Here is a 23,207-nt window from a genome sequence, read left to right as displayed (position 1 = left end):
GTCTAATTATTGTCAATCTGTCCCGATAGCAATCGGGATAGTTTCAGATTCTGAAATAAATTGAGAATGACATTACTACTTTATTTCCCATTAAACGTATTCATAGTTGTATTTAAACCAGCCAAAACAAATGATTTAATGAGTTCTATAGATTTGTCTAATCTTTCAGGAAGTTTTTTGTTTTCTTCCTCGTTCCATTCACCTAAAACATAATCTACTTGTCTACCTTTGCTAAAGGTATCACTTATCCCAAATCTAAAACGGTTATATTTTGTGGTATTTAGTTTATCCTGTATATCCTTCAAACCATTGTGCCCACCATCACTTCCTTTTGATTTTAGTCTGATACTTCCAAAAGGCAGGTTTAGATCGTCTGTAATAACAAGTAGATTTTCTAGCGGAATTTTTTCTTTAGTTAGCCAGTACAACACAGCTTTTCCGCTTAAATTCATATAAGTACTTGGTTTTAAAAAGATAAAGGATCTTCCTTTTAATCTATAGGTAGCTAAATCTCCTAGTTTTTGAGCTTCAAATGATAAACCTTCTTTTTTTGCAAAATGGTCTAAAACCTTAAACCCAATATTGTGGCGTGTATTTTCATATTTCTCTCCAATATTTCCTAAACCAACTATTAAAAATTTTTTCATGAGGTCTTCCTGTGTTTCTCTAGGTTTCTTTCTAATTAATCTTTTAAAAAATTGATACATGGTTTAATGTTTAGAACAATGCTACAAATTTGAGACTAAATTGGTTTGCGTTAGGGATTGCAACAAGTTACCGTGTAACGTGGAAAGCCCGACCCGATAGGGAACGCCCAAATAATTGTTTTGTAAAAATAAAAAAGCATCCTGATAATGGGATGCTTTTTTTATAATTAATAGGTTTGTTCTATTCTTGAGTAGCTTCTTCTGCTGCTGCTTCAGTTCCTTCTTCAGTAGTTTCTTCATCTTCATCTTCGTCTTCATCAGCAATTGCTGTTCTAGAAGTTCGAACCTGAGCTACTACATTATTATCTGGATGTAAAATGGTGTACTTATCGTTTTGTAAATCACCAACATTTATTTTATCTCCAATTTTTAATGGGGTAATATCTACCTCAATAAAATCTGGTAAATTAGCAGGTAATGCTTTAACACGAAGTTTTCTGTATGGTCTTCTTAAAACGCCCCCGTTTTTAACACCTCTAGAGTTACCTACAAGATTAATAGGTATATTTAAAGAAATTTCTTTATCCTCAAATAACTGATAGAAGTCTACATGTAAAATTGCATCTGTTACAGGGTGAAATTGAATGTCCTGTAATACTGCGTTAAAAGATTCACCATTATCTAAGCTAATTACAACTGTATGCGCACTAGGCGTATAAACCAGTTTAGAGAAAGCTAATTCAGGTGCAGAGAAATGCACTGGATTATCCCCTCCGTATAATACGCAAGGAACCTGTCCAGCATTACGTAAGGCCTTTGTAGCTTTCTTGCCCACGCTTTCTCTTTTAGATCCGTTGATTGTAATTGATTTCATTTCTATTTAAATTTAATTATTAATTTACATTACAAATTTTGAACTTATACTTTGGTTGTTGTGAACCTTCTCCATTACCTCTGCAAATAAATTGGCACAACTTAACACTCTAATTTTATTACTTTTTTGTGTTAAAGGAATAGAGTCTGTTACTATAAGTTCTTCTAATTTTGAATTTTCTAAGTTTTCATAAGCTTTTCCAGACAAAACTGGATGAGTACAAATAGCTCTAACACTTAATGCACCACGTTCAATCATTAAGTCTGCAGCTTTTGTAAGTGTTCCAGCCGTATCTACCATATCATCTACAAGTACTACATTTTTACCAGTAACATCTCCAATGAGCTCCATGTGTGAAATCACGTTAGCTTTGGCTCGTTGCTTATAACATATAACTACATCACTTTCTAAAGCCTTAGAATAGGCATAAGCTCTTTTAGACCCTCCCATGTCTGGAGAAGCAATAGTGAGGTTGTCAAGGTTTAAACTTCTTAAATAAGGCAGGAAAATGGTAGATGCAAACAAGTGATCAACAGGCTTCTCAAAGAACCCCTGAATTTGGTCTGCATGTAAGTCCATGGTTATAATTCGTGTAGCACCAGCCGTTTCTAGCATTTTGGCTATCATTTTTGCAGCAATTGGCACACGTGGTTTATCTTTTCTATCTTGTCTTGCCCATCCAAAATATGGCATTACTGCTGTTATATGTCTAGCAGAGGCACGTTTTGCAGCATCAATCATTAACAACATTTCCATTAAATTTCTGGGGCTAGGATGTGTAGACCCAATAATAAAAATCCTAGTACCTCGTATAGATTCTTCATAAGATGGTTGAAATTCACCATCACTATAGGTAGAAGTAATTACATTACCCAATTCGGCTCCAAAAGCTTTAGCAATTTTTTCTCCTAGCTCTACACTTTGTGTACAAGCAAAAATTTTAGCTTCTGTAATTACAATAGGCATGGTTAACGTGTTGTTTTTTAGTGTTTAAGCACTGCTTTTTTAAACGAGGTGCAAATTTATACATTTATTTTTACCTGAAAAGTATATTCACCTGTATTTTTGTGCGTAAAATAGAAAAAAAAGCTATTTTTGCTGTCCTAAAAACGCTCAAGTGGCGGAATTGGTAGACGCGCTGGATTCAAAATCCAGTTCCTTCGGGAGTGTGGGTTCGATTCCCACCTTGAGTACAAAGCCTTCATCTCTTTAAGATGGAGGCTTTTTTTTATTCCCTTTCAATCTATTTTATCAGAATAAGTTTCTTCTCAAAACTTCTTGTAATCCTACCATTCTAGCTGTTCCTGACAAATGTCATAAAATGAGAACTTATATTTAAATAACTTTAAATCCCGCTTTGACATATATTCTAGAGTATAGCTGACTAAATCCCACTAACGATTAATGAAGATGACACTGTAGAGTTTTGTTGAAAAACTGTCAAACCATCAACAGAAAACTCAATCTTTCTGATTTGAGTACTATTGTAAGGATGTGAATATAGTACTGAATTTAGTCAGATGGAAAGCTTTATTTATTTGCCAACTGTATAAAAAAAACAGTTGGTTCATTATATAATAGTTATTGGCAACAAAACACTAAATAATACATTAAAATTCTCATCTTATGGGCACGTCGATTTTAAAAAAGAAATTAGGTAAGAAGAACAAGTTAACTGAGTTTAAGTATCCTGGTAAACCTATTGCTACTGATGGAAACACGGCAGCAATTATGTGTGAACGCGAATCTACCGATGCTGCGGGTGCATATCCTATCACACCCTCAACTCAAATGGGTGAATATTGGGCAGATGCAGCTGCAAAAGGGCACTTAAATATTTCTGATAAACCTTTAATATTTGTTGAACCTGAAGGCGAACATGCTGCTGCTGCAGTTACTGCAGGTTTATCAATGACGGGGTTGCGTGCAGCTAACTTTTCTTCTGGTCAGGGGATTGCTTATATGCACGAATCGCTATATGCTGCCGTTGGTAAACGCCTCACCTATGTACTGAATATTGGTGCTCGTGCCATGACTAAATCAACTTTAAATGTTCACGCAGGACATGATGACTATCACGCTGTTGATGACACTGGATTCTTTCAAATGTTTGCTAAAAAAGCGCAACATGTTGCTGATTTGAATATCATTGCTCACCGCATTGCAGAATTAGCACTTACCCCTGGTATTATTGCACAAGATGGGTTTTTAACTACTCATTTAATAGAGTCGTTTCTATTACCAGAACGCGAACTGATAAAAGAATACCTAGGGCGACCTGATGATATCATTGACACTCCAACACCCGCCCAACGTATTATTTATGGCGAAACACGTAGACGTATTCCTGAAATTTGGGATGTAGACAATCCATTAATGGCTGGTATTGTACAAAATCAGGATTCTTATATGCAAAGTGTTGCCGCCCAACGCCCGTTCTTCTTTGATCACATTCAAGCATTGACAGATCAAGCTTTTGAGGAGTACTACAAACTTACCGGCAGACGCTATCAACGTGTTATGACTTATAAAGCAGAGGATGCAGATTACCTTATATTAGGCCAAGGAAGTTTAGTGCCAAGCGCCGAAGTAGTTGTAGATTATTTACGTGAAACTCGCGGAATTAAAGTTGGAGTAGTTGACCTTGTTATGTTCAGACCATTCCCATCAGATATGCTAGGAGACATACTAAAAGGTAAAAAAGCCGTTACTATCTTAGAACGACTTGATCAACCATTAGCAGTTGATTCTCCAATCACTCGCGAAGTACGTTCTGTATTAAACAAGTGTATTGAAAACGGTATAAACAAAAAACAAAAACCTTATCCTGAACTAACTTCATATTCTTTATCAGATATACCTGCAATATATTCAGGAGCTTTTGGTTTAGGTAGCCGAGACTTGCAACCTGAGGGTATCATTGGAGCTATTGAAAATATGTTACCAAATGGTAAACATAAAAAACAATTCTACTTGTCCATAGATTTTATTAAGCAAGTACCTGCTTCACCAAAGCAAAAAGCATATCAAGAAACTATAGAAGAATCTTACCCACGTGTTAAGGAATTGGCTGTAAGGGGGTCTGAAAACCCTAACCTCATGCCAAAAGATGCTATTACCGTACGTTTCCACTCCATAGGTGGTTGGGGTGCTATTACAACTGGTAAGAATCTAGCGATGACCCTATATGAGTTACTAGGATATAATATTAAAGCAAATCCAAAATATGGTTCAGAGAAAAAAGGACAACCCACTACCTATTACCTAGCTGCTGCTGCTGAACCTATCAGAATAAATTGTGAATATTACTTTGTAGATGTGGTTCTATCACCAGACCCTAATGTATTTAAACACACCAACGCACTAGCTGGACTTAAAAAAGGAGGTAGTTTTATTATACAAAGCGATAAAAACACCCCTGATGAAGTTTGGGCAGAAATTCCAGAACACTATCAAAAAATAATCGTTGATAATGATATCCATGTGTTCTATATTGATGGATTTAAAATAGCACGAGAAGAAGCCACCGATCCTGAACTACAATTACGTATGCAAGGAATAGCTTTCCAAGGAGCATTTTTCGCTGCTTCACCGCTAATGAAAAAATCTGGTCTTTCAGAAGAAAAGTTATTGAAAGCTATTGAGGACCAATTACAAGATAAATTTGGATCTAAAGGCCAACGTATTGTTGATGATAATATGCGTGTTGTAAAACGTGGTTTTGATGAAGTTCATGAAGTTCATAATAAAGTACTTGGTGCAAAAAACAAGAAAAATGGAAGCGTTGTTGAAGGCGTACCTATCCCTAAGATGATAAAAGACATTCCTCAGAGCGAATCAAAACTTAGTGATATTCATCGCTTCTGGGAGCAAACAGGAAACTTTTACTTAAAAGGAATGGGTAATGATAACCTCACCGATCCTTTCATTGGTTTAAGTGTAATGCCTGCGGTTTCATCTGTATTTAGAGATATGACAGGTATTCGTTTTGAACATCCAGAATGGATTCCTAACAACTGTACTGCCTGCGGTGACTGTTACACCATTTGTCCGGATACCGCTATACCAGGACTTGTAAGTGAAGTATCTGATGTTTTCGACACTATTGTAAAACGTGTGAAAAAGAGTCACGGAAAAGTAGAACACCTACCTAAAGCTGTTAGAAAACTGGAAGGTCATGTTCGGAAATTATTTTCTACCTCAAAAAGTGGAGAAACCGTTAATGATTTCATTCAACATGCAATTGATATGACGCTTGATGAGTTTAAAAACAGTCCAGAATTAATCAAAGAATTCGATTGGTTTAAAGATGAATTAGGTGAGTTTAAATTTGCTTTAACCAGACCTTATTACGATTTACACGAGAAAAAAGAAGAAAACAGTGGTGGGTTATTCAGTATAACCATTAATCCTACTACATGTAAAGGGTGTATGGAATGTGTAAAAGTATGTAATGATGGAGCTCTTATTACAATACCTCAAACCGAAGGCTCTATTGTAAGGTTGAACAAGGAATGGGATTTTTGGTTAGACCTACCTAATACGCCTCAAAAATTCAATCGTATTGATAATCTTGAGGAAAAAATAGGGCCACTAGAAACCATCCTTTTAAATAAAGATGCTTACTTGAATTTTGCCAGTGGAGATGGTGCTTGTTTAGGTTGTTCTGAAAAATCTGTAGTACATATTTTCACGGCAACAGTTGAATCTCTTATGCAGCCGCGTATTGAAAAACACATGGCGTATTTGGAAGAATTAATAGATAAGTTAGAAAAACATATTCAGATTAAGTTAATGAATCCGGTGAAATTAACCGATTCTGAAACCATGTCTAAAATTGTTACTGAAATGCAAAATTCAGATTTAACTATGGCTGAAATAACTCGTAGATTAGAATCTGAACAAGGTGGAGAACCTATTGATCAGGAATGGTTGCGTGACGTCACCCAATTGCTGGCTCAATTAAAAAAACTCCGATGGAAATATACCAATGGAACTACTGGTAAAGGTAGATCTAACATGGGTATGCTTAACTCTACCGGTTGTACATCGGTTTGGGGCAGTACGTGGCCGTTTAACCCATATCCATTTCCTTGGGCAAATCATTTATTCCAAGACTCTCCTTCAATGGCCATGGGAATCTTTGAAGGTCATATGGCGAAAATGGCTGATGGCTTTAGAACAATTCGTAAAGCAGAATTGGAGCTTAAAGGAAAATATGATCCTGATGAGCATGATGACTTTTTCACCTACTTCACTTGGAAACAATTTACCGATGAAGAATGGTTGCTTTGTCCACCAGTAGTAGCACTAGGAGGCGACGGCGCTATGTATGATATAGGTTTCCAAAACTTATCTCGTCTTATGGCTTCAGGAAAACCAATTAAAGTAATTATTGTTGATACACAGGTATATTCTAATACAGGTGGTCAAGCATGTACTTCTGGATTTATTGGTCAGGTTTCAGATATGGCTCAATATGGTAAAGTATGGAAAGGAAAAAGCGAACCTAGAAAAGAGATTGGTCTTATTGCCATGGCTCACAGGAACACCTACGTTATGCAAGCTACATTGGCCAATACAAGCCAAATGATTGAAGGATTTATTGATGGCTTAATGACCAAGCGCCCTGCACTTTTCAATCTATACACAACCTGCCAACCTGAACATGGCGTAGCAGACGATTTAGGTGCACATCAGGCTAAACTTGCTGTTGAATCTAGAGCATACCCCATATTCAAATACAATCCAGATCATGGAATAAAAGCCAAAGAAGCTTTTGATTTATCAGGAAATCCAGCTATGGATAAAATTTGGCCAATGTACAGCCTAAAATATCTAGAATATGGTCAGGAACAACGCATGGAATTACCAATGACGTTTGCAGACTTTGCATTAACGGAAGCACGATTTAGAAAACACTTTAGAAAAGTGCCACGTAATGCCTGGAATGATAATATGATACTGTTAGCAGACTTTTTAGAATTAGATGAAAGCGAACGCGAAGAGAGGTTCCCTTATATCTGGGCAGTAGACAAAAATCAAAAACTCAACCGAGTACTAGTGGCGAAACCTATTGTTGATTCTTGTGAAGAACGACGTGATTTCTGGTTGATGCTACGTGATATTGCTGGCGTAGAAATAGAAAAACCAAAAGAAGAAAATCTTGAAGAAAAGATAAGAAACGAAGTGGTTGGAAATATAGCTCAAGGACTTATGCAACTTGCAAGTGGCGGTAATGGTAACGACTTTCTGAAAATGACGTTGGGAAAACCATCAGAAAACAATAATGGGTCTGTTCAGGAATCATCTAATGGAGAATATATGGCACCATGGTTAGAAACAGATGAATGTACGTCATGTGATGAATGCATTAAGATTAACGCTAACATTTTTGAATACAATGCAGATAACAAAGCGTTTATAAAGAATCCTAAAGCAGGACCTTACGAAGATTTGGTTAAAGCAGCCGAAAAATGTACAGCTGGTGTCATTCACCCAGGACTTCCTGCTGATAAATTGGCAAAGGATATGGAAAAATGGATTAGCCGAGGAGAGAAGTATAATTAATATATAAATGGTGTAATGGCGTTTTTCAATTTTCATAAAAATACGTTTAAACACGGTATCCATCCTCCAGAAAGTAAGGAGGAAACCAATAAATTGCCTATAAAGCAATTTCCATTTCCTCCGGTTATTATTTTACCAATGGGGCAACATATAGGTGCACCATCACAAATAGTTGTTCGTGAAGGACAGGAAGTGCATCGTGGACAGTTGTTGGCTAAAGCTGGAGGTTATGTTTCCGTGCCTTTACACGCCCCGGTTTCCGGAACTATTAGAAAAATTGCAAATGTTCCTACCATTTCAGGAAAAATGTCTCAAGGTATTTTTCTTGAAGCCTTTCCTTCTTCAACCCAAGAAGTTCTTGAAGGAGAACCAATTGATCCAGATACCGCTACTCCCGAAGAAATTCTTCAGGGAATTCAAAATGCGGGAATTGTAGGATTGGGTGGTGCTGCTTTTCCAACACATGTAAAGTTAAAAGTTCCTGATGGTAAAAAATGTGAAACATTAATTATTAATGGAATTGAATGTGAACCCTATTTGACAACAGACCACCGGGTCATGTTAGAACAAGAAACTGACATTTTCACAGGAATTAAATATTTATTAAAAGCTACAGGAGCCAGAAAAGCAATTATTGGCATTGAATCCAATAAGCAAGATGCCGCTAATCATTTAAATAAGTATATTCCAGAAGGATTGCCTGTTTCTGTACAAGTGCTTCCAGTAAAATATCCTCAAGGAGCTGAGAAAATGCTTGTAACTGCAACTTTAGGTAAAGAAATTCCTTCAGGAAAGCTTCCAATAGAAGTTGGTGTGGTTGTGGTAAATGTAGCTACCACTGCCGAGATTGGTAGATTATTACCTCATGGTCAAGGCATACAGGAACGGGTAATTACTATAACCGGTCCTGGAGTTAGAAAAAAAGGAAATTACACCATCCCAATAGGCACCCCTTTACGTTTTGTTCTGGAGCAGGTTGGCGTTGATGAAGAAATAAGTGAAGTTTACATGGGTGGTCCCATGATGGGCGTAGCTGTTTCAAACCTTGATATCTCTATTGTAAAGGGAACTTCAGGTATTTTAGTCTTTACAAAAAAGGATATTAAAAGGTCTCCCAAAACATACCCCTGTATTAAGTGTGGTGCCTGTGTTGATGCTTGCCCTATTTTATTGAACCCATCAAAATTGGGCATACTGGCAAAATTTGAGGCATATGATGAAATGGCTTCTAACTATAATCTAATGGACTGCTTTGAATGTGGTTCATGTTCTTATGTATGCCCGTCTCATATCCCATTGGTACAGTATTTCAGATTGTCAAAACGAATTGTAAGAAAGCGTGAAGCAGAAAAAAAAGAAAAAGTAAATGCTTAAGAAGACTTTAGATATTAGCTCGTCGCCTCATATAGTCAAAGGGCGAAGTACAGAATACATTATGAAAAATGTGGTCTGGGCACTTTTACCTGTTGTATTTTTCTCTATCTATTCTTTTGGTTTAAATGCATTACTGGTCATTTTTACGGCAACGTTTGCCAGTGTATTAACTGAACATTTTTTATGTAAACTTTCCAAAAAAGAAACTACAGTTAATGACTATTCAGCTATAATTACGGGACTGCTTTTAGGGCTTTCATTGCCTCCAAGTTTTCCCTTATGGATGACTTTCGTAGGAGGTGTTATTGGTATTGCTTTAGGTAAATATATCTTTGGAGGATTGGGTTATAATGTTTTTAACCCCGCACTTGTTGCTAGGGCCGTTTTGCAAGCGGCATTTCCGGTAGCAATAACTACATGGCATCCGGCATTTCTTGCCGACCGATTTACGACAGTTTCCGAATCAGTATTTACTTTTCCTTTTATGGAGCCTCATTATGACGCTATTTCAGGCGCAACTCCACTTTCGGCCTTCAAATTTGATGGTGTTTCAACATCAACTATGGAGTTGGCTTTTGGTCAAGTAAGTGGTTCAGCAGGAGAAACCTGTGCCATAATCATTGCATTAGGAGGTATCTACTTAATTGCACGAAATATGATGTCCTGGAGAATTCCCGTAGCTGTTCTACTGAGTGCTTTTTTATTGAGCGGTGCACTTTATATATTCAATAATGAATTATATCCATCACCCGTATTTATGCTCCTTTCAGGTGGTTTAATGCTTGGGGCTGTTTTTATGGCTACAGATATGGTTTCATCTCCAATTACACCTCTTGGTTTATGGGTTTATGGAGCTATTATAGGTATTTTAACAATTGTAATACGGGTCTGGGGCGGTTTGTCAGAAGGGGTTATGTATTCCATTCTATTAGCCAACGCTATTTCACCACACATAGATTCCGTTATTAAAAACAGGGTGTATGGAACAAAACGAAAAATAAAAGCTGCATGAGTGAAGTTGCTAATATAAAAACACAAAACCCTGCAAGTAGTAAAAAAATGCTATTGGCTATGGTAGGCATTGGAATCATGAGCGCATTGCTTATTGTATCCACCTTTGAATTAACACTCCCTCGTGTACAACGATTAAAGGCTGAAGCTTTGGAAAAAGCAATTTTTGAAGTATTGCCAGGAACTGTTAACATGCAAGCTTTTGGTGTGAATGAAAGTTCGGAATTATTCGAACTTAATGAAGGAGAAAAAGCGGAGACAACAGTATATGCAGGATATGACGACAATAAGAATATTGTAGGGTATGCCATTGAAGCTTCCGGTCAAGGGTATGCAGATATTATTAGAATTCTATATGGGTACAAACCCGATGAGGAAATAATCTTAGGATTTCAAGTATTAGAAAGTAAAGAAACCCCCGGACTTGGAGATAAAATTGAAAAGGAAGAACGATTTCTCAACAACTTTAAAGCATTAGATGTTAGTTTAACAGATAATAAAGAAATAAAAAACACGGTTATTACAGTAAAACAAGGAGAGAAACAAAACCCTTGGGAAATTGATGGAATCACAGGAGCCACAATTTCTTCAAGAGCTATTGGAGACATTATTGGAGCAAGTTCAACAACATTAGTTCCAATTCTAAATAATCATTATAGAAAGAATAACAAAAACTAAAGGACAACCATGAGCAATGATAGTGCTTCATCTAAACAAAAGGTAACCTCAACCGATGAGTTTATTAAAGGGTTATGGCGTGACAATCCGGTATTTGTTCAGGTACTAGGAATGTGTCCGGTATTAGCTGTTTCAAATACAGCAATAAATGCTCTAGCTATGGGGTTAGCAACAGCTTTTGTGTTATTGATGTCGAATATTTTGGTTTCCTTACTCAGGAATTTTGTTCCTAAACAAGTACGAATAGCGTCCTATATTCTCATCATCGCCACCTTTGTGACAGTAACAGATTATGCTATTCAAGCCATTAGTGTTGAGCTACATAAAAGTTTAGGAGCATTCATTTCCCTAATTGTAGTAAACTGTTTGATTTTGAGTAGAGCCGAGGCGTTTGCATCAAAAAACACGGTTTCTAAATCTATTTTTGATGCTTTGGGAATGGGTGTCGGATTTACATTTGCTCTATTTTGCTTAGGAGCTGTTAGAGAAATACTTGGTAATGGTTCGTTATTTGATATTGCTCTATTCCCTGAAGGATTTCAAAGTTGGATTGTAATGATATTGCCTGCAGGTGGATTTTTTACACTAGCCATCTGGTTGCTAATAATTAATAAGATACAAACAAGAAAAACAAAATTATGAATACAGAATCTTTAGGTGCTATTTTTCTAAATGCCTGTTTGGTCAACAACTTTGTTTTGGCCTATTTCTTAGGTATTTGTCCGTTTTTAGGGGTATCCGGAAAAATGGAAACAGCCACAAAAATGGGAGCAGCCGTTATGTTTGTGATGCTAATAAGCTCCATGTGCGCTTATGGAATTCATGCGTTTTTGGTTGCAATTGATGCACCATTTTTACAACTAATTAGTTACATAGTTGTAATAGCTTCTACCGTGCAACTGGTAGAAATGTTTATTAAAAAAATGAGTCCCTCACTGTTTAAATCTCTTGGGATTTTTCTTCCATTAATTACAACAAATTGTGCCATCCTTGGTGTGGCATTGTTTCAAACAAATAAAGAATATGGTTTTTTAGAAAGTATTGTATATGCTCTTGGTGCAGGTGCTGGTTTTACGTTGGCCTTGGTATTGATTGCAGGATTAAGAGAACAGTTAAATTTTGCTGACGTTCCTAAAATTTCAAAAGGAACAGCGCTAACCCTGTTTATAGCAGGAATTTTATCACTTTGCTTTATGGGATTTGCAGGTCTTGGAGCTTAATAGAAGAATAAATGTTTAAAACACTTATCATAGGAATTAGTTTCATAGTAACGATTGCAATACTCTGGATGCTTGTTCAAACACTATGGAAAAAGGTGTTTAAAGATGAATATTATGAAGACGATGTTTTAGCAGGAAGAAGAAGCTGCTCTAATTGTGGTTGCACCACAGTTTGCGAGCGCAAAAAAATAGAGAAAATATAAATCTTATTGAATAAAAAATAACAACAAAATAAAAAATAAACATGGCACATTTATTAGATTTTGATACCGAAAAAAGGTATAAAGCAGTTGTAAAAAAAACGTCTCGATTAACACCTCAAGATACTGAGGAAGTACGTGAGATTGTATTGGAAGTGAAAGATCCAGAATTTAAATGCGAAGTAGACCAAAGTTTCGGTGTATTGGTAAAAGCAACTAGTGACTTTGGAAATACGCATCACCACAGACTGTATAGTGTAGCTGATTTACCAGCGCGAGTAAATGGTAATCCTAAAATTACCATGTTAGTAAAGCGTTGCTCGTATATTGATGATTTCAATGGTGAAGAATATAAGGGTGTTGCTTCACATTATTTATGCAACCGTAAAAAAGGTGATGAAATTACGCTTACCGGTCCGTTTCAATTACCATTTAAAATTCCGGAAGATAAAACGGCCAACATGATACTTATTGGTATGGGTACCGGTATTGCTCCTTTCCGTGCTTTTATCAAACATATCTATAAAAATGTAAAAGATTGGGAAGGTAAAATCAGATTATTCTACGGCGCTCGAAGTGGCTTAGAGCTACTATATTTAAATGATAAGGATGGTGATCTTACCAATTATTATGACAAAGATACATTTGAGGCTTTTCATGCATTAAGTCCAAGACCTCATTGGGCAGATTCAATCGATTTAGAAAAAGCAATTGAAGGGCAAACAGATGAAATTAAAGAATTGCTTTCTAAAACTAATACTTATGTATACGTTGCTGGATACGCAAATATTCTTGATAAGCTCAATAAGTCATTTTCTAAAATTTTGGGTTCAGAAGAAAAATGGAGGCTTCGTAAAGCTGAATTAATTGCCGGCAGAAAGTGGGCTGAAATTATTTTCTAAACGGATCTGATTAAAACGAGAATCATGTTTCATTAAATTAATGAATTAATATGTCTATTGTTATTGCCATTGCCGCACTAGGAGGGCTAACCTTACTTCTTGCAATAATGCTAATTTTTGCAAACAAAAAGCTCTTTGTCTATGAAGATCCAAGAATAGACAAAGTGGAAGACATGTTGCCTCATGCTAATTGTGGTGCTTGTGGGTACCCGGGGTGTAGGCCGTTCGCAGAGGCATTGGTTCTTAAAAAATCTTTACCTGGAAAATGTACCGTGAGTTCAGATGAAGGCAGGCAGTCTATAGCAGAATTTCTTGGTGTTGCTTTAGGAGCTGAAGAAAAACAAGTTGCACGTCTCGCTTGTGCCGGTGGGACAAATGTAGCTATTAATAGAGCTCAGTACATTGGCGTTCAAAGTTGTCAAGCCGCTAATCTGGTTTCGGGAGGAGGTAAAGGCTGTTTTTGGGGTTGCCTTGGACATGGTGATTGTGAATCTGTTTGTGATTTTGATGCCATTACCATGAACGAGCATGGTCTCCCCATAGTTGATGTCGAGAAATGTACAGCCTGTGGTGACTGTGTAGAGGTTTGCCCGAAAGATTTATTCTCCCTTCAACCCATAAGTCATAAACTTTGGATAGCATGTAAAAATCTTGAACAAGGAGAAGCCATTCTTGAAGATTGTCAGGTGGGTTGTACGGCCTGTGGTAAATGTGCCATGGATGCCCCCGGTGAGTTAATTACTATGAAAAATAATTTACCCGTAATTAATTATTCTGAAAGTCATAACACGCAAAAACCTATTCAAAGATGTCCTACTGGTGCCATAGTATGGTTAGAGGATAGCGGTTTAATGATCAAAGGGAAAGAGAGTAGAAAAATTATTCGTAAAGGATCCAGATTAATGGGGAATTCTTAACGTTTAACTCCATATAGATATTTATTTTGCTTACGGCTTATTATATCAAAAAAGAAGGACTAATTGGTTATTCTGATGAAAATTTCTCTTAATTCTCAATAATTTATTTAAAGGTTTAAGGAATTTAAGTCAGCACAAAGAGCACTAGCAAAAATAGAATATTAAATATAGTTAAAAAGAATCAAATCTTGAAGCCTAAACCCTCAACATTTAAAACTTTCTGTACTCTAGCTTCTTAAATCCAGATTCTGATTAAAAAACACAACCCTTCCTAATTAATGTGACAGAACAAGTGTAACATTTGTAGCACAAAAAATGAGCTTTATTAACTAACTTTAATACTTCATTCAGTGTTCTGTAAAACAAGAACTTATAATCAAAAAAAATTAAAAAAATGAGCAAATTAAATTCACTGGCAATAAGCGATAATGGATTTATTTTCAAACCTTCTACTGGTGAGTCATTTACCACAAATGAAATAGGTTTAATGATTATAAATCTTTTAAAAGAAGGAAAATCTGCTGATGAAATAATCTCTGTAATTACAGAAGAATTTGATATCGATGCTATTTCTGCAGGGCGCGATTTATATGAATATTTAGACTTTTTGAAACGTGAAAAAATGCTAGACTAAAACATCATGGAGCAAAAAAAACTAACCATAGGAGTAACTGGTCTTAACAATATTGATAGTCCAGGACCGGGAGTTTCTGTAATTCGTGGAATAAAGGAGTCAGAAATAGATGCTAGAATTATAGGTTTGGCTTACGAGAATTTAGAACCTGGTATTTATATGCCTGGATTAGTAGATAAAACCTATTTAATACCATTTCCCTCAACTGGTAGCGAGGCCTTCCTTGAGCGTTTAGAATACATACACAGCAAAGAAAAGTTAGATATTATTATTCCAAATTTCGATTCTGAATTGTATTTATTTATAAAATTCAGTGATAAATTATTAGAAATGGGCATTCATACGTTTTTACCAACAATGGAACAGTTTGAAGAACGCCATAAAGATAATTTGCCCGAATATGCTAAAAAGTATGGAATTAAAGTACCAGAAAGTAGGCCAATAGTAAATAGTAAAGAACTTTCTAATTTACCTAAACCACTGTCTTACCCTTACTTTATAAAAGGTAAATTTTATGAAGCATTTAAAGTGGTAAATAACAATCAAGGAATATATTATTTTAATAAACTTTCTGCAAAATGGGGACTTCCAGTAGTTGTTCAACAAGCTATTAATGGAACTGAAGTCAATGTCATTGCTTTGGGTGATGGAGAAGGAAATACGGTCTCGGCAGTTGCTATGCGTAAACAATATATCACTGATAAAGGAAAAGCTTGGGGAGGCATAACATTAAATGATGAGCGCTTGCTCGAAATTACTCACCATATTATTAAAGAAACAAAATGGCGTGGAGCTATGGAGCTCGAAATGATAAAAACTGATGAAGGAGAGTATTATTTAATAGAAATTAATCCACGCATACCAGCTTGGGTATTTTTAGCTGTAGGAGCAGGACAAAACATCCCAGAAATGGTATGTCGTTTAGCTACAGGAGAAAAAGTAGAACCAATAACAACCTATAAATACGGTAAAATGTTTATTCGGTATTCGTGGGATTTAATAGGCGATATAGCTGATTTTGAGAAAATAGTAATTTTTGGAGAACTATAAAATTCAATAAGATGAACAAAAGAATATATGAACGTCCAGTATTACGAAAAGTAGTAGAAGGTATTCCCAATAAATTTGGAAGTTTAAAGAGGTTACGACCAATTAGCACCATTGATAATGTAGAGATTGACAGTCTTATTGAAGAATATGGTTCGCCTGTGTTTGTTCTCTCAGAAAAAACGATTAGAGATACCTACAAAAATGCATATCGAGCGTTTTCCACGCGCTACCCAAAAGTACAATTTGCATGGTCTTACAAAACAAATTATTTAGATGCAGTATGCCGAATTTTTCATCAAGAAGGAGCTTGGGCAGAAGTTGTTTCAGGATTTGAATATGAAAAAGCGATAGACAACAATACACCTGGAAATAAAATAATTTTTAACGGTCCTGATAAGAGTGAGGAAGATTTAGTAAAAGCAATCAACAACAAATCTATTATTCATATTGATCATTTTGATGAATTATACATGATTTTAGGTTTAACAGATCAACTTAAAGAACGGCCACAAGTTGCAATTCGTGTGAACATGGATACTGGTATTATTCCACAATGGGATCGTTTCGGATTTAATTATGAAAACGGAGAAGCTTGGAATGCCATCAACCGTATTTTGTCTAGCAAAAAGATGGATTTTATAGGTTTACACGTTCATATTGGTACCTATATTACCATTTCTAAACCTTATGCAGTTGCCATTGAAAAGTTAGCAGCTTTAGCTAATAAAACCTATAATCGTTTTCAAAAAAGCATAGGTTACATAGATGTTGGTGGAGGATTCGCATCTCAAAACACCTTACAAGGAGCTTATATGCCAGCCACTGATACTACACCTAGTTTTGATGATTATGCTCATGCCATTACAACCGCTATGACAGCTGCCAATTTTCCAAATAATGAAACACCAACACTTATTTTAGAAACTGGCCGTGCGTTAATTGATGACGCTGGTTGGTTGGCAGGAACCGTATTGGCAAATAAACGTTTAGCCGACGGACGAAGATCGATGGTTATAGACGCAGGCGTTAATTTAATGTTTACGTCGTTTTGGTATGATCATGAAATTTATCCGGTTCACGAATCTAGTTATCAATCTGAACCAACGACCATTTACGGGCCTTTATGTATGAATATCGATATCGTTAGAAAAAATATTGATTTTCCGATGCTGAACAAAGGAGACCATTTTGTGATTAAAAGAGTGGGAGCCTATACCATGACACAGTGGATGCAGTTTATAACCTATAGACCAAATATTGTTTTAATTGATCAACATGAAAAAGTGCATTTAATTAGAAAGCAAGAAGACAAAGAAGTATTCAGAAGACAAGAATTAGTACCCGATTACCTTCAAAACTAATGAAAGACAAGCTATTAAAAAAAAGTAAATTTCTTTTAGAAGCAACACTAACGAGCTATTCTCAAATTTTTTTTACAGAAAATAAAATTTTAGCTTCAATTTTAATAGTAGTTAGTTTTATAGAATGGTGGACAGGTTTAAGCGGTTTAATTGCTGTTTTAACAGCCATTGCTTTAGCTCAACTATTTGATTATTCAGAAATCACAACAGAAAAAGGACTGTACAGTTTTAATGCCTTATTAGTGGGATTAGGTATTGGCACTTATTTTGCGCCAGGATTAGAAGTCCTTTTGCTTATTGTTGCAGGAGCAGCTATTGCCTTTTTTAGTGCTGTGTTTTTTATGGGAATTTTTGCTAAATACGGTATACCCTTTTTAAGTATTCCGTTTTTAGTAGGCATGTGGTTATTGCTTTTGGCATTTCCATCTTTTACTAATGTGGCATTAAATATGGAAACATTATACCCATCTAATATGTATTTTAAAATGGGTGGAGATGTACTCGTTTCTGTGATGGAAGGCTTAAGTTCCTTTTTTGAAGACACAGGTTTTGATACCTATTTTTTGTCTCTTGGCGCTATTTTCTTTCAGTTTAATATACTATCCGGAGTACTGATATCATTAGGCTTGTTAATTCATTCTAGAGTGAATTTTCTGTTATCACTAGTTGGCTTTTTTGTGGCTTATGGAATGTATTCCTATTTAGGAATGTATACAGGTTCTTTAAATTACACCTATTATGGGTTTAATTTTATTCTTTCGGCAATTGCGATTGGTGGTTATTTTTTAATTCCATCACGACAATCTTTTTTGTTGAGCTTGTTATTAATCCCAGTATTGGTTGTAACTACAATAGGTTCAGATCGTCTTTTTATGTATTTTGAATTATCGGCATACTCTTTACCTTTTAATGTGATAATGATTGGTGTATTGTACGCCTTAAAAATTCGTTATGATCAAACAAAGGGACCAATTTTAACGCTGGTTCATCTAAAAAACCCCGAAACTAATGCTTATTTATTCGACAGTCAGCCGGCTAAAAAATATGCAGCATTTACAGTACCAATTCGGTTACCTTTTATGGGAAAATGGACGGTGAATCAAGCACATAATGGGAAATATACCCATAAAGACTTTTTCCGTTTTGCTTGGGATTTTATTATTAAAGACGAGGCTTCAAGTAAAGAGTTTAGTGGAGAGGGTTTGTTGGTAACTGATTATTACTGTTATGATAAGCCTGTTGTGGCACCAGCATTAGGAACTGTTGTTAATGTACTTAACACGGTTGAAGATAATGAAATAGGAGCAACAAACACATTGCAAAATTGGGGGAATACGGTTGTGCTGCAACACGAAAATTATTTATTTTCAAAACTAAGTCATTTAAAAAAGGGCTCTATAGACGTTAATATTGGAGATGTTGTGGTTGAAGGACAGTATATTGGTAAATGCGGCAATTCCGGACGCTCGCCGTATCCGCATTTGCATTTTCAATTACAAGGTACTTCAAAAATTGGAGGAGCAACATTATTTTGGCCTTTATCAGAGTATTTAGTAGATAATGTATCTAAGTTAAATTTTGTTCAAAAAGGGATTCCAAAAGAACAGGATACATTGTTAAATATTTCAATCTCGCCAATTTTACAATCGGCTTTTAAATGGAGTCCGGGAGATGAGTTTCAATTAAGTATGGCTAATGCATTTAACAAGCCAGTACTATTTACAATAAGAAATGAAATTGATATTTATAACCAATCCTTTTTAAATTGTTTAAACACTAATGCAAAATTATATTATGAAAATAATGGTAAAACATTTTCGGCATTAAATTATATAGGTTCTAAAAAAAGTGCCTTGTTTTATTTCTATAGTAGTTTGTATAAAGTGGTTTTAAGTGAGCATTCTGACCTTTCGGTGGCGACCAGATTTCCAGTACATCATTTATACCGCTTTCCTATGTTAACCATTCAAGATTTTTTAGTGCCTTTCGGTATTTTTTTAAAAGGAAATTATAATCTTTCATACATAGAACCTGAACAAACCTTTAATTCTGAAAAAATTGAATTGAAGTCTAAAATAGTAGGTCATCACAAGGTATCACTTTTTTCGTCAGAAATAGTAGTACATAAAAACAGAGAAATTAATATACACTGTGATACTTCCAAAAAATCCAAAATAATATTAAAATGGAAAAATACTTTGTATGCATAGTACTTTTGTGGTTTGTAGCAGCCGCCAATGCACAAAAAACGCCATTATCTATTAAGGATGTAGATAGTACGACCTATGCCTTATTTTTAAAACAAGATTGGAAACCAATTATAACATTGGGAAAACAATCTATAGCAGAGGGAGTTGATTTCTACTACTTAAAAGTAAGAATAGGAATAGCGTATTTTAAAGAAAATAAAATGTTTAGTGCCATTCGGTTTTTAGAAGAAGCCTATGCTTTAGATCCAAAAAACGTTGTGGTACAAGACTATTTGTATTGGGCCTATCGTTATAGCGGATTAGAAATGGAAAGTCGTTTATTTTACTCTAAAATGTCAAAAGCATTAAAAGATGAAATAAAGCTCGATTTGCCTGTTGTAAGTAGCATTAGCTTTAATGTTTTGGCAGCTAACAATTTAGATTACGATACGCAGTTAAAATCAAATGCTAATGGACAGACAGATCATTTTCGTATTATTCCTGAAAAATACGAAATGTATTCTTTAGGTATGAGTCATCCCATATCAAAAGGACTAAATCTATTTCATCAGTTTACTTTGGTGCCTGCTAATTCTGTAAAGCAAACAAACATAGGGAGTGTTTTACAAAATGGAACTTATAAAGTAATGGAATATCGCTATTATGGTGACGTTACGATTGCACTTGGTAACAGATGGTATTTAGACACCTATTTAAATGCCATTTTTGGAGATTACGATAATCTGAATACAGCAACATCAGATTCAAAAATTAAGTATAACAATATGGTTTTTGGTGGTGCGATAACTAAGGCGTCCTATTTAATTATAAACAGTATCAATATGTCGGTTTCTAATTTAAATGGTTTTAATCAATTTCAAATGGGTTATGCGATGTCGGTATATCCTTTAGGAAGTACATCAGTGGTGCCTTTTGGGTCGCTACAATACAAAAGTCAAGATTCGGAATCTAACATGGTTTTTACAGCAGGTCTGGCAGTAACGCTAAATAAAATCGCACTAACTGGTTTTGGAACCGTAGGCAATATGAATAATTTTATTGCCAACAACGGAGCCATAGTTTACAATCAACCGGCAACCGCATTAAACGAATTTGGTGGTTCATTTAAATATTTCGGGAAACATTTAGTATTAAAAGTAAGCTATTCATTTATGAACATGGAATCCAATTATTATGATGGTAATTTTGAAATAATATCAAAAACCTTCGAATTTAATCAACAAAATATAACAGCAGCAATCACATGGGTACTTTAAGAAAAACAATAGTCATTGGCATATTTGCCTTTTGTGGAACGTCTTATATGGTTGCACAGCAGAATTTTACAGAATTACAAGACGCCTTTAGAAAAAGTTATACCTTAGAAGCCAATGGCGACTTTCAATTGTCCATCAACGAACTTAAAACGGTATACCAAGAAGATACTTATGAAATTAATTTACGCTTAGGATGGCTAAATTATATGGCAGGTAGTTTTAACGAATCTATAGCATTTTATCAAAAATCTATGGAACTGATGCCTTATGCAGACGAACCTAAATTTGGCTATATTTTCCCTTTAACTGCTTTAGGACGTTGGGATGAGGTTATAGTGGTGTACAACCAAATTTTAGAAAACTCACCTCATAATACAAAAGCCATGTATTATTTGGGTACCATTTATTATAACCGCTTGCAATATGACAAGGCGATAGCCTACTTTAAACAAATTGTAGATTTATACCCATTTGATTATGATGGCTTGTTAATCTATGCTTGGACAAAGCTTAAGCTTGGTAATAAAAAGGAAGCAAAAGATTTGTTTCAAAAAGTATTGCTCAACAAACCAAAAGATGCGTCAGCGACTGATGGCCTTGCTTTGGCGAGTAGTTAATTACGTGTAAAAAATTGAGATGTTTATCATTCAATGAATTTTAAGTTCTATCTGTTAGGTAGTACATCAAATTAGGGTATATATTTCTACAATAGAAATCGTAATCTATAAATTAATGGTAAATAGTTTTGGTATTAATGATATTTCAAGGGTTTTGGAAATTGGTAGAAATACAATTTTCTAAAAGAATCCAGAGTTTAGCAAAATGATTTTATAAAAGAAGGGTTTTTAAGCCTTAAGCCCAGTAAATGAGGTTAAAAAAAATAAGAACGCAGAACTCATAACCCGAAGGTAACTGGTTTGAGTCCCGCCTTTGGTACTCTAATGGCAAATCTATTTCATAGGCTTGTCCTTTTTTTATGTTTTCACCTAACTACTTTAAAGAAAACTCACACCAATAACATGATTTTATTATTTTTAGGACGATTTAACAACAATGTAAAAATGAAGAACTTATTCCAATGTGCTATTGCTGCCTTTTTTATTTTAATGTTAGGGTGTTGTACTACCTCTAAAAAAAGACAAGTGTTTTCTGTAGAACAAGCAAAACAAGCTTTAGATACAGCCTTGGTACAGTATGAACTAATGTATAATTCTATTTCAGATAGAGCCAAATATCCAACCAGTACACATGAAGATGGAAGGACCCGTTGGACACCTCCCACTGGATGGACCAGTGGATTTTTCCCTGGTTCACTTTGGTATTTATACGATTATTCGGGTCTGGAAAAATTTAGAGAAATGGCTGAGACTACAAATGCTCCTCTAGATACCATTAAAACCTATACTGGCACACACGACATTGGTTTTATGCTATACTGTAGCTTTGGAAATGGTCTTCGCCTTACTGGCAATAAAGAATATAAGGAGATTCTGAAAATTGGAGCCAAAACGCTAGCTAGCAGGTATAACCCAGTAACCAAAACCACACTTTCGTGGAGTTGGGGCGCACGAATGGGTTGGCAGTTCCCTGTTATAATTGATAACATGATGAATCTTGAGTTGTTATTTTGGGCAGCCAAAGAAACCAACAATAAGGAGTTTTATGATATTGCAACTACACATGCAACAACAACTATTAAAAATCATTACCGAGAAGATTATAGCTGTTATCATGTTGTAGATTATGATACCATAAATGGTAGTATTCGTTGGCAGGGGACCTTTCAAGGTACTAGTGATTCATCGGCATGGGCCAGAGGCCAAAGTTGGGGGCTCTACGGTTATACTATGGTTTATAGAGAAACTAAAGACACAAAATATTTGGAGCAAGCTGAAAATATCGCGGGATTTATTTTAAACCATCCCAATCTACCCGAGGACCTAATTCCTTATTGGGATTTCAATGCTCCAAACATTCCAGATGCAGAACGAGATGCATCTGCGGCGGCACTCATGGCTTCATGCTTTCTTGAGTTAAGTCAATACGTTACAGAACCAAATAAGACTACCTATTACACGGCTGCTGAAAAAATTCTTGCTAAACTTTCAAGTGAAGAATATTTGGCTAAAACTGGTGATAATAATTTTTTCATTCTAAAACATAGTGTTGGCTTCCATCCGCGTGGTCTTGAAGTAGATTCACCTATTAATTACACAGATTATTATTATATCGAGGCACTATTAAGGTATATTGCTCTTAATGAAGAATCATGATTTTCTGGATATAGGAAGCTAGTAAGTCTA

The 23,207-nt window shown here is 35.4% G+C and carries 19 protein-coding genes and 1 tRNA gene; 17 read left to right on the top strand and 3 right to left on the bottom strand.

Going from position 1 to position 23,207, the window contains the following annotated elements; genetic code table 11:
- Positions 1 to 80 precede the first annotated feature (80 nt).
- The 3 genes from pth to E1J38_RS10610 form a co-directional block, all read right to left on the bottom strand.
- Positions 81 to 707, bottom strand: coding sequence for an aminoacyl-tRNA hydrolase (gene pth / locus E1J38_RS10620; protein ID WP_133356525.1), 627 nt, complete (start codon positions 705 to 707; stop codon positions 81 to 83).
- Between the two features lie 181 nt (positions 708 to 888).
- Positions 889 to 1,521, bottom strand: coding sequence for a 50S ribosomal protein L25/general stress protein Ctc (locus E1J38_RS10615; protein ID WP_133356524.1), 633 nt, complete (start codon positions 1,519 to 1,521; stop codon positions 889 to 891).
- 24 nt (positions 1,522 to 1,545) lie between these two features.
- Positions 1,546 to 2,487, bottom strand: a complete 942-nt coding sequence (locus tag E1J38_RS10610) for a ribose-phosphate pyrophosphokinase (RefSeq protein ID WP_133356523.1) — start codon at positions 2,485 to 2,487, stop codon at positions 1,546 to 1,548.
- A gap of 145 nt (positions 2,488 to 2,632) precedes the next feature.
- Here E1J38_RS10610 and E1J38_RS10605 point away from each other — a divergent pair.
- The 17 genes from E1J38_RS10605 to E1J38_RS10525 all read left to right on the top strand — a co-directional run bounded on the left by E1J38_RS10605 (position 2,633) and on the right by E1J38_RS10525 (position 23,177).
- Positions 2,633 to 2,714, top strand: a tRNA-Leu gene (locus E1J38_RS10605).
- A 433-nt stretch (positions 2,715 to 3,147) separates the two neighbouring features.
- Complete coding sequence (locus E1J38_RS10600) at positions 3,148 to 8,091, top strand: 2-oxoacid:acceptor oxidoreductase family protein (protein ID WP_133356522.1); 4,944 nt, start codon at positions 3,148 to 3,150, stop codon at positions 8,089 to 8,091.
- 15 nt (positions 8,092 to 8,106) lie between these two features.
- Positions 8,107 to 9,465 (top strand): electron transport complex subunit RsxC, encoded by a 1,359-nt coding sequence (rsxC, locus tag E1J38_RS10595; protein ID WP_133356521.1) that lies wholly within the window; start codon positions 8,107 to 8,109, stop codon positions 9,463 to 9,465.
- Positions 9,458 to 10,477, top strand: coding sequence for an RnfABCDGE type electron transport complex subunit D (locus E1J38_RS10590; RefSeq protein WP_133356520.1), 1,020 nt, complete (start codon positions 9,458 to 9,460; stop codon positions 10,475 to 10,477). Before rsxC ends, E1J38_RS10590 begins: the two co-directional genes overlap by 8 nt.
- A complete protein-coding gene (locus E1J38_RS10585; RefSeq protein WP_133356519.1) occupies positions 10,474 to 11,154 on the top strand; it encodes an RnfABCDGE type electron transport complex subunit G in 681 nt (226 codons plus the stop codon). Before E1J38_RS10590 ends, E1J38_RS10585 begins: the two co-directional genes overlap by 4 nt.
- Before the next feature lie 9 nt (positions 11,155 to 11,163).
- On the top strand, positions 11,164 to 11,796 hold the full coding sequence (gene rsxE / locus E1J38_RS10580) for an electron transport complex subunit RsxE (protein ID WP_133356518.1): 633 nt from the start codon (positions 11,164 to 11,166) through the stop codon (positions 11,794 to 11,796).
- Positions 11,793 to 12,374, top strand: a complete 582-nt coding sequence (locus E1J38_RS10575; RefSeq protein WP_133356517.1) for an electron transport complex protein RnfA — start codon at positions 11,793 to 11,795, stop codon at positions 12,372 to 12,374. The genes rsxE and E1J38_RS10575 overlap by 4 nt, the downstream gene beginning before the upstream one ends.
- Positions 12,375 to 12,385: 11 nt before the next feature.
- Positions 12,386 to 12,577, top strand: a complete 192-nt coding sequence (locus tag E1J38_RS10570; RefSeq protein ID WP_133356516.1) for a hypothetical protein — start codon at positions 12,386 to 12,388, stop codon at positions 12,575 to 12,577.
- Positions 12,578 to 12,618: 41 nt separating this feature from the next.
- Complete coding sequence (locus E1J38_RS10565; RefSeq protein ID WP_133356515.1) at positions 12,619 to 13,476, top strand: ferredoxin reductase domain-containing protein; 858 nt, start codon at positions 12,619 to 12,621, stop codon at positions 13,474 to 13,476.
- Between the two features lie 50 nt (positions 13,477 to 13,526).
- Positions 13,527 to 14,393, top strand: a complete 867-nt coding sequence (locus E1J38_RS10560; RefSeq protein WP_133356514.1) for an RnfABCDGE type electron transport complex subunit B — start codon at positions 13,527 to 13,529, stop codon at positions 14,391 to 14,393.
- A 394-nt stretch (positions 14,394 to 14,787) separates the two neighbouring features.
- Entirely contained in the window at positions 14,788 to 15,027 is a 240-nt protein-coding gene (locus E1J38_RS10555; protein WP_116039493.1) for a PqqD family protein, read from the top strand.
- A 6-nt stretch (positions 15,028 to 15,033) separates the two neighbouring features.
- On the top strand, positions 15,034 to 16,077 hold the full coding sequence (locus E1J38_RS10550) for an ATP-grasp domain-containing protein (protein WP_133356513.1): 1,044 nt from the start codon (positions 15,034 to 15,036) through the stop codon (positions 16,075 to 16,077).
- 11 nt (positions 16,078 to 16,088) lie between these two features.
- The gene (locus tag E1J38_RS10545) at positions 16,089 to 17,438 is read left to right on the top strand and encodes a type III PLP-dependent enzyme domain-containing protein (RefSeq protein WP_133356512.1); all 1,350 of its coding nucleotides are present in this window, start codon (positions 16,089 to 16,091) and stop codon (positions 17,436 to 17,438) included.
- Positions 17,438 to 19,648: an urea transporter gene (locus E1J38_RS10540; RefSeq protein ID WP_133356511.1), complete on the top strand. Its 2,211-nt coding sequence runs from the start codon at positions 17,438 to 17,440 to the stop codon at positions 19,646 to 19,648. Before E1J38_RS10545 ends, E1J38_RS10540 begins: the two co-directional genes overlap by 1 nt.
- The gene (locus E1J38_RS10535) at positions 19,624 to 20,904 is read left to right on the top strand and encodes a tetratricopeptide repeat protein (RefSeq protein WP_133356510.1); all 1,281 of its coding nucleotides are present in this window, start codon (positions 19,624 to 19,626) and stop codon (positions 20,902 to 20,904) included. The genes E1J38_RS10540 and E1J38_RS10535 overlap by 25 nt, the downstream gene beginning before the upstream one ends.
- Positions 20,892 to 21,521, top strand: coding sequence for a tetratricopeptide repeat protein (locus E1J38_RS10530; RefSeq protein WP_222428242.1), 630 nt, complete (start codon positions 20,892 to 20,894; stop codon positions 21,519 to 21,521). Before E1J38_RS10535 ends, E1J38_RS10530 begins: the two co-directional genes overlap by 13 nt.
- Positions 21,522 to 21,923: 402 nt before the next feature.
- Positions 21,924 to 23,177 carry a glycoside hydrolase family 88 protein gene (locus E1J38_RS10525; protein ID WP_222428241.1) on the top strand — a complete coding sequence of 418 codons (1,254 nt, stop codon included), beginning with the start codon at positions 21,924 to 21,926 and terminating at the stop codon, positions 23,175 to 23,177.
- Positions 23,178 to 23,207 lie beyond the last annotated feature (30 nt).

The organism is Seonamhaeicola sediminis (genome assembly GCF_004358095.2).
Lineage (GTDB): Bacteria > Bacteroidota > Bacteroidia > Flavobacteriales > Flavobacteriaceae > Seonamhaeicola > Seonamhaeicola sediminis.
This window is presented reverse-complemented; position numbering and strand designations above follow the sequence as displayed.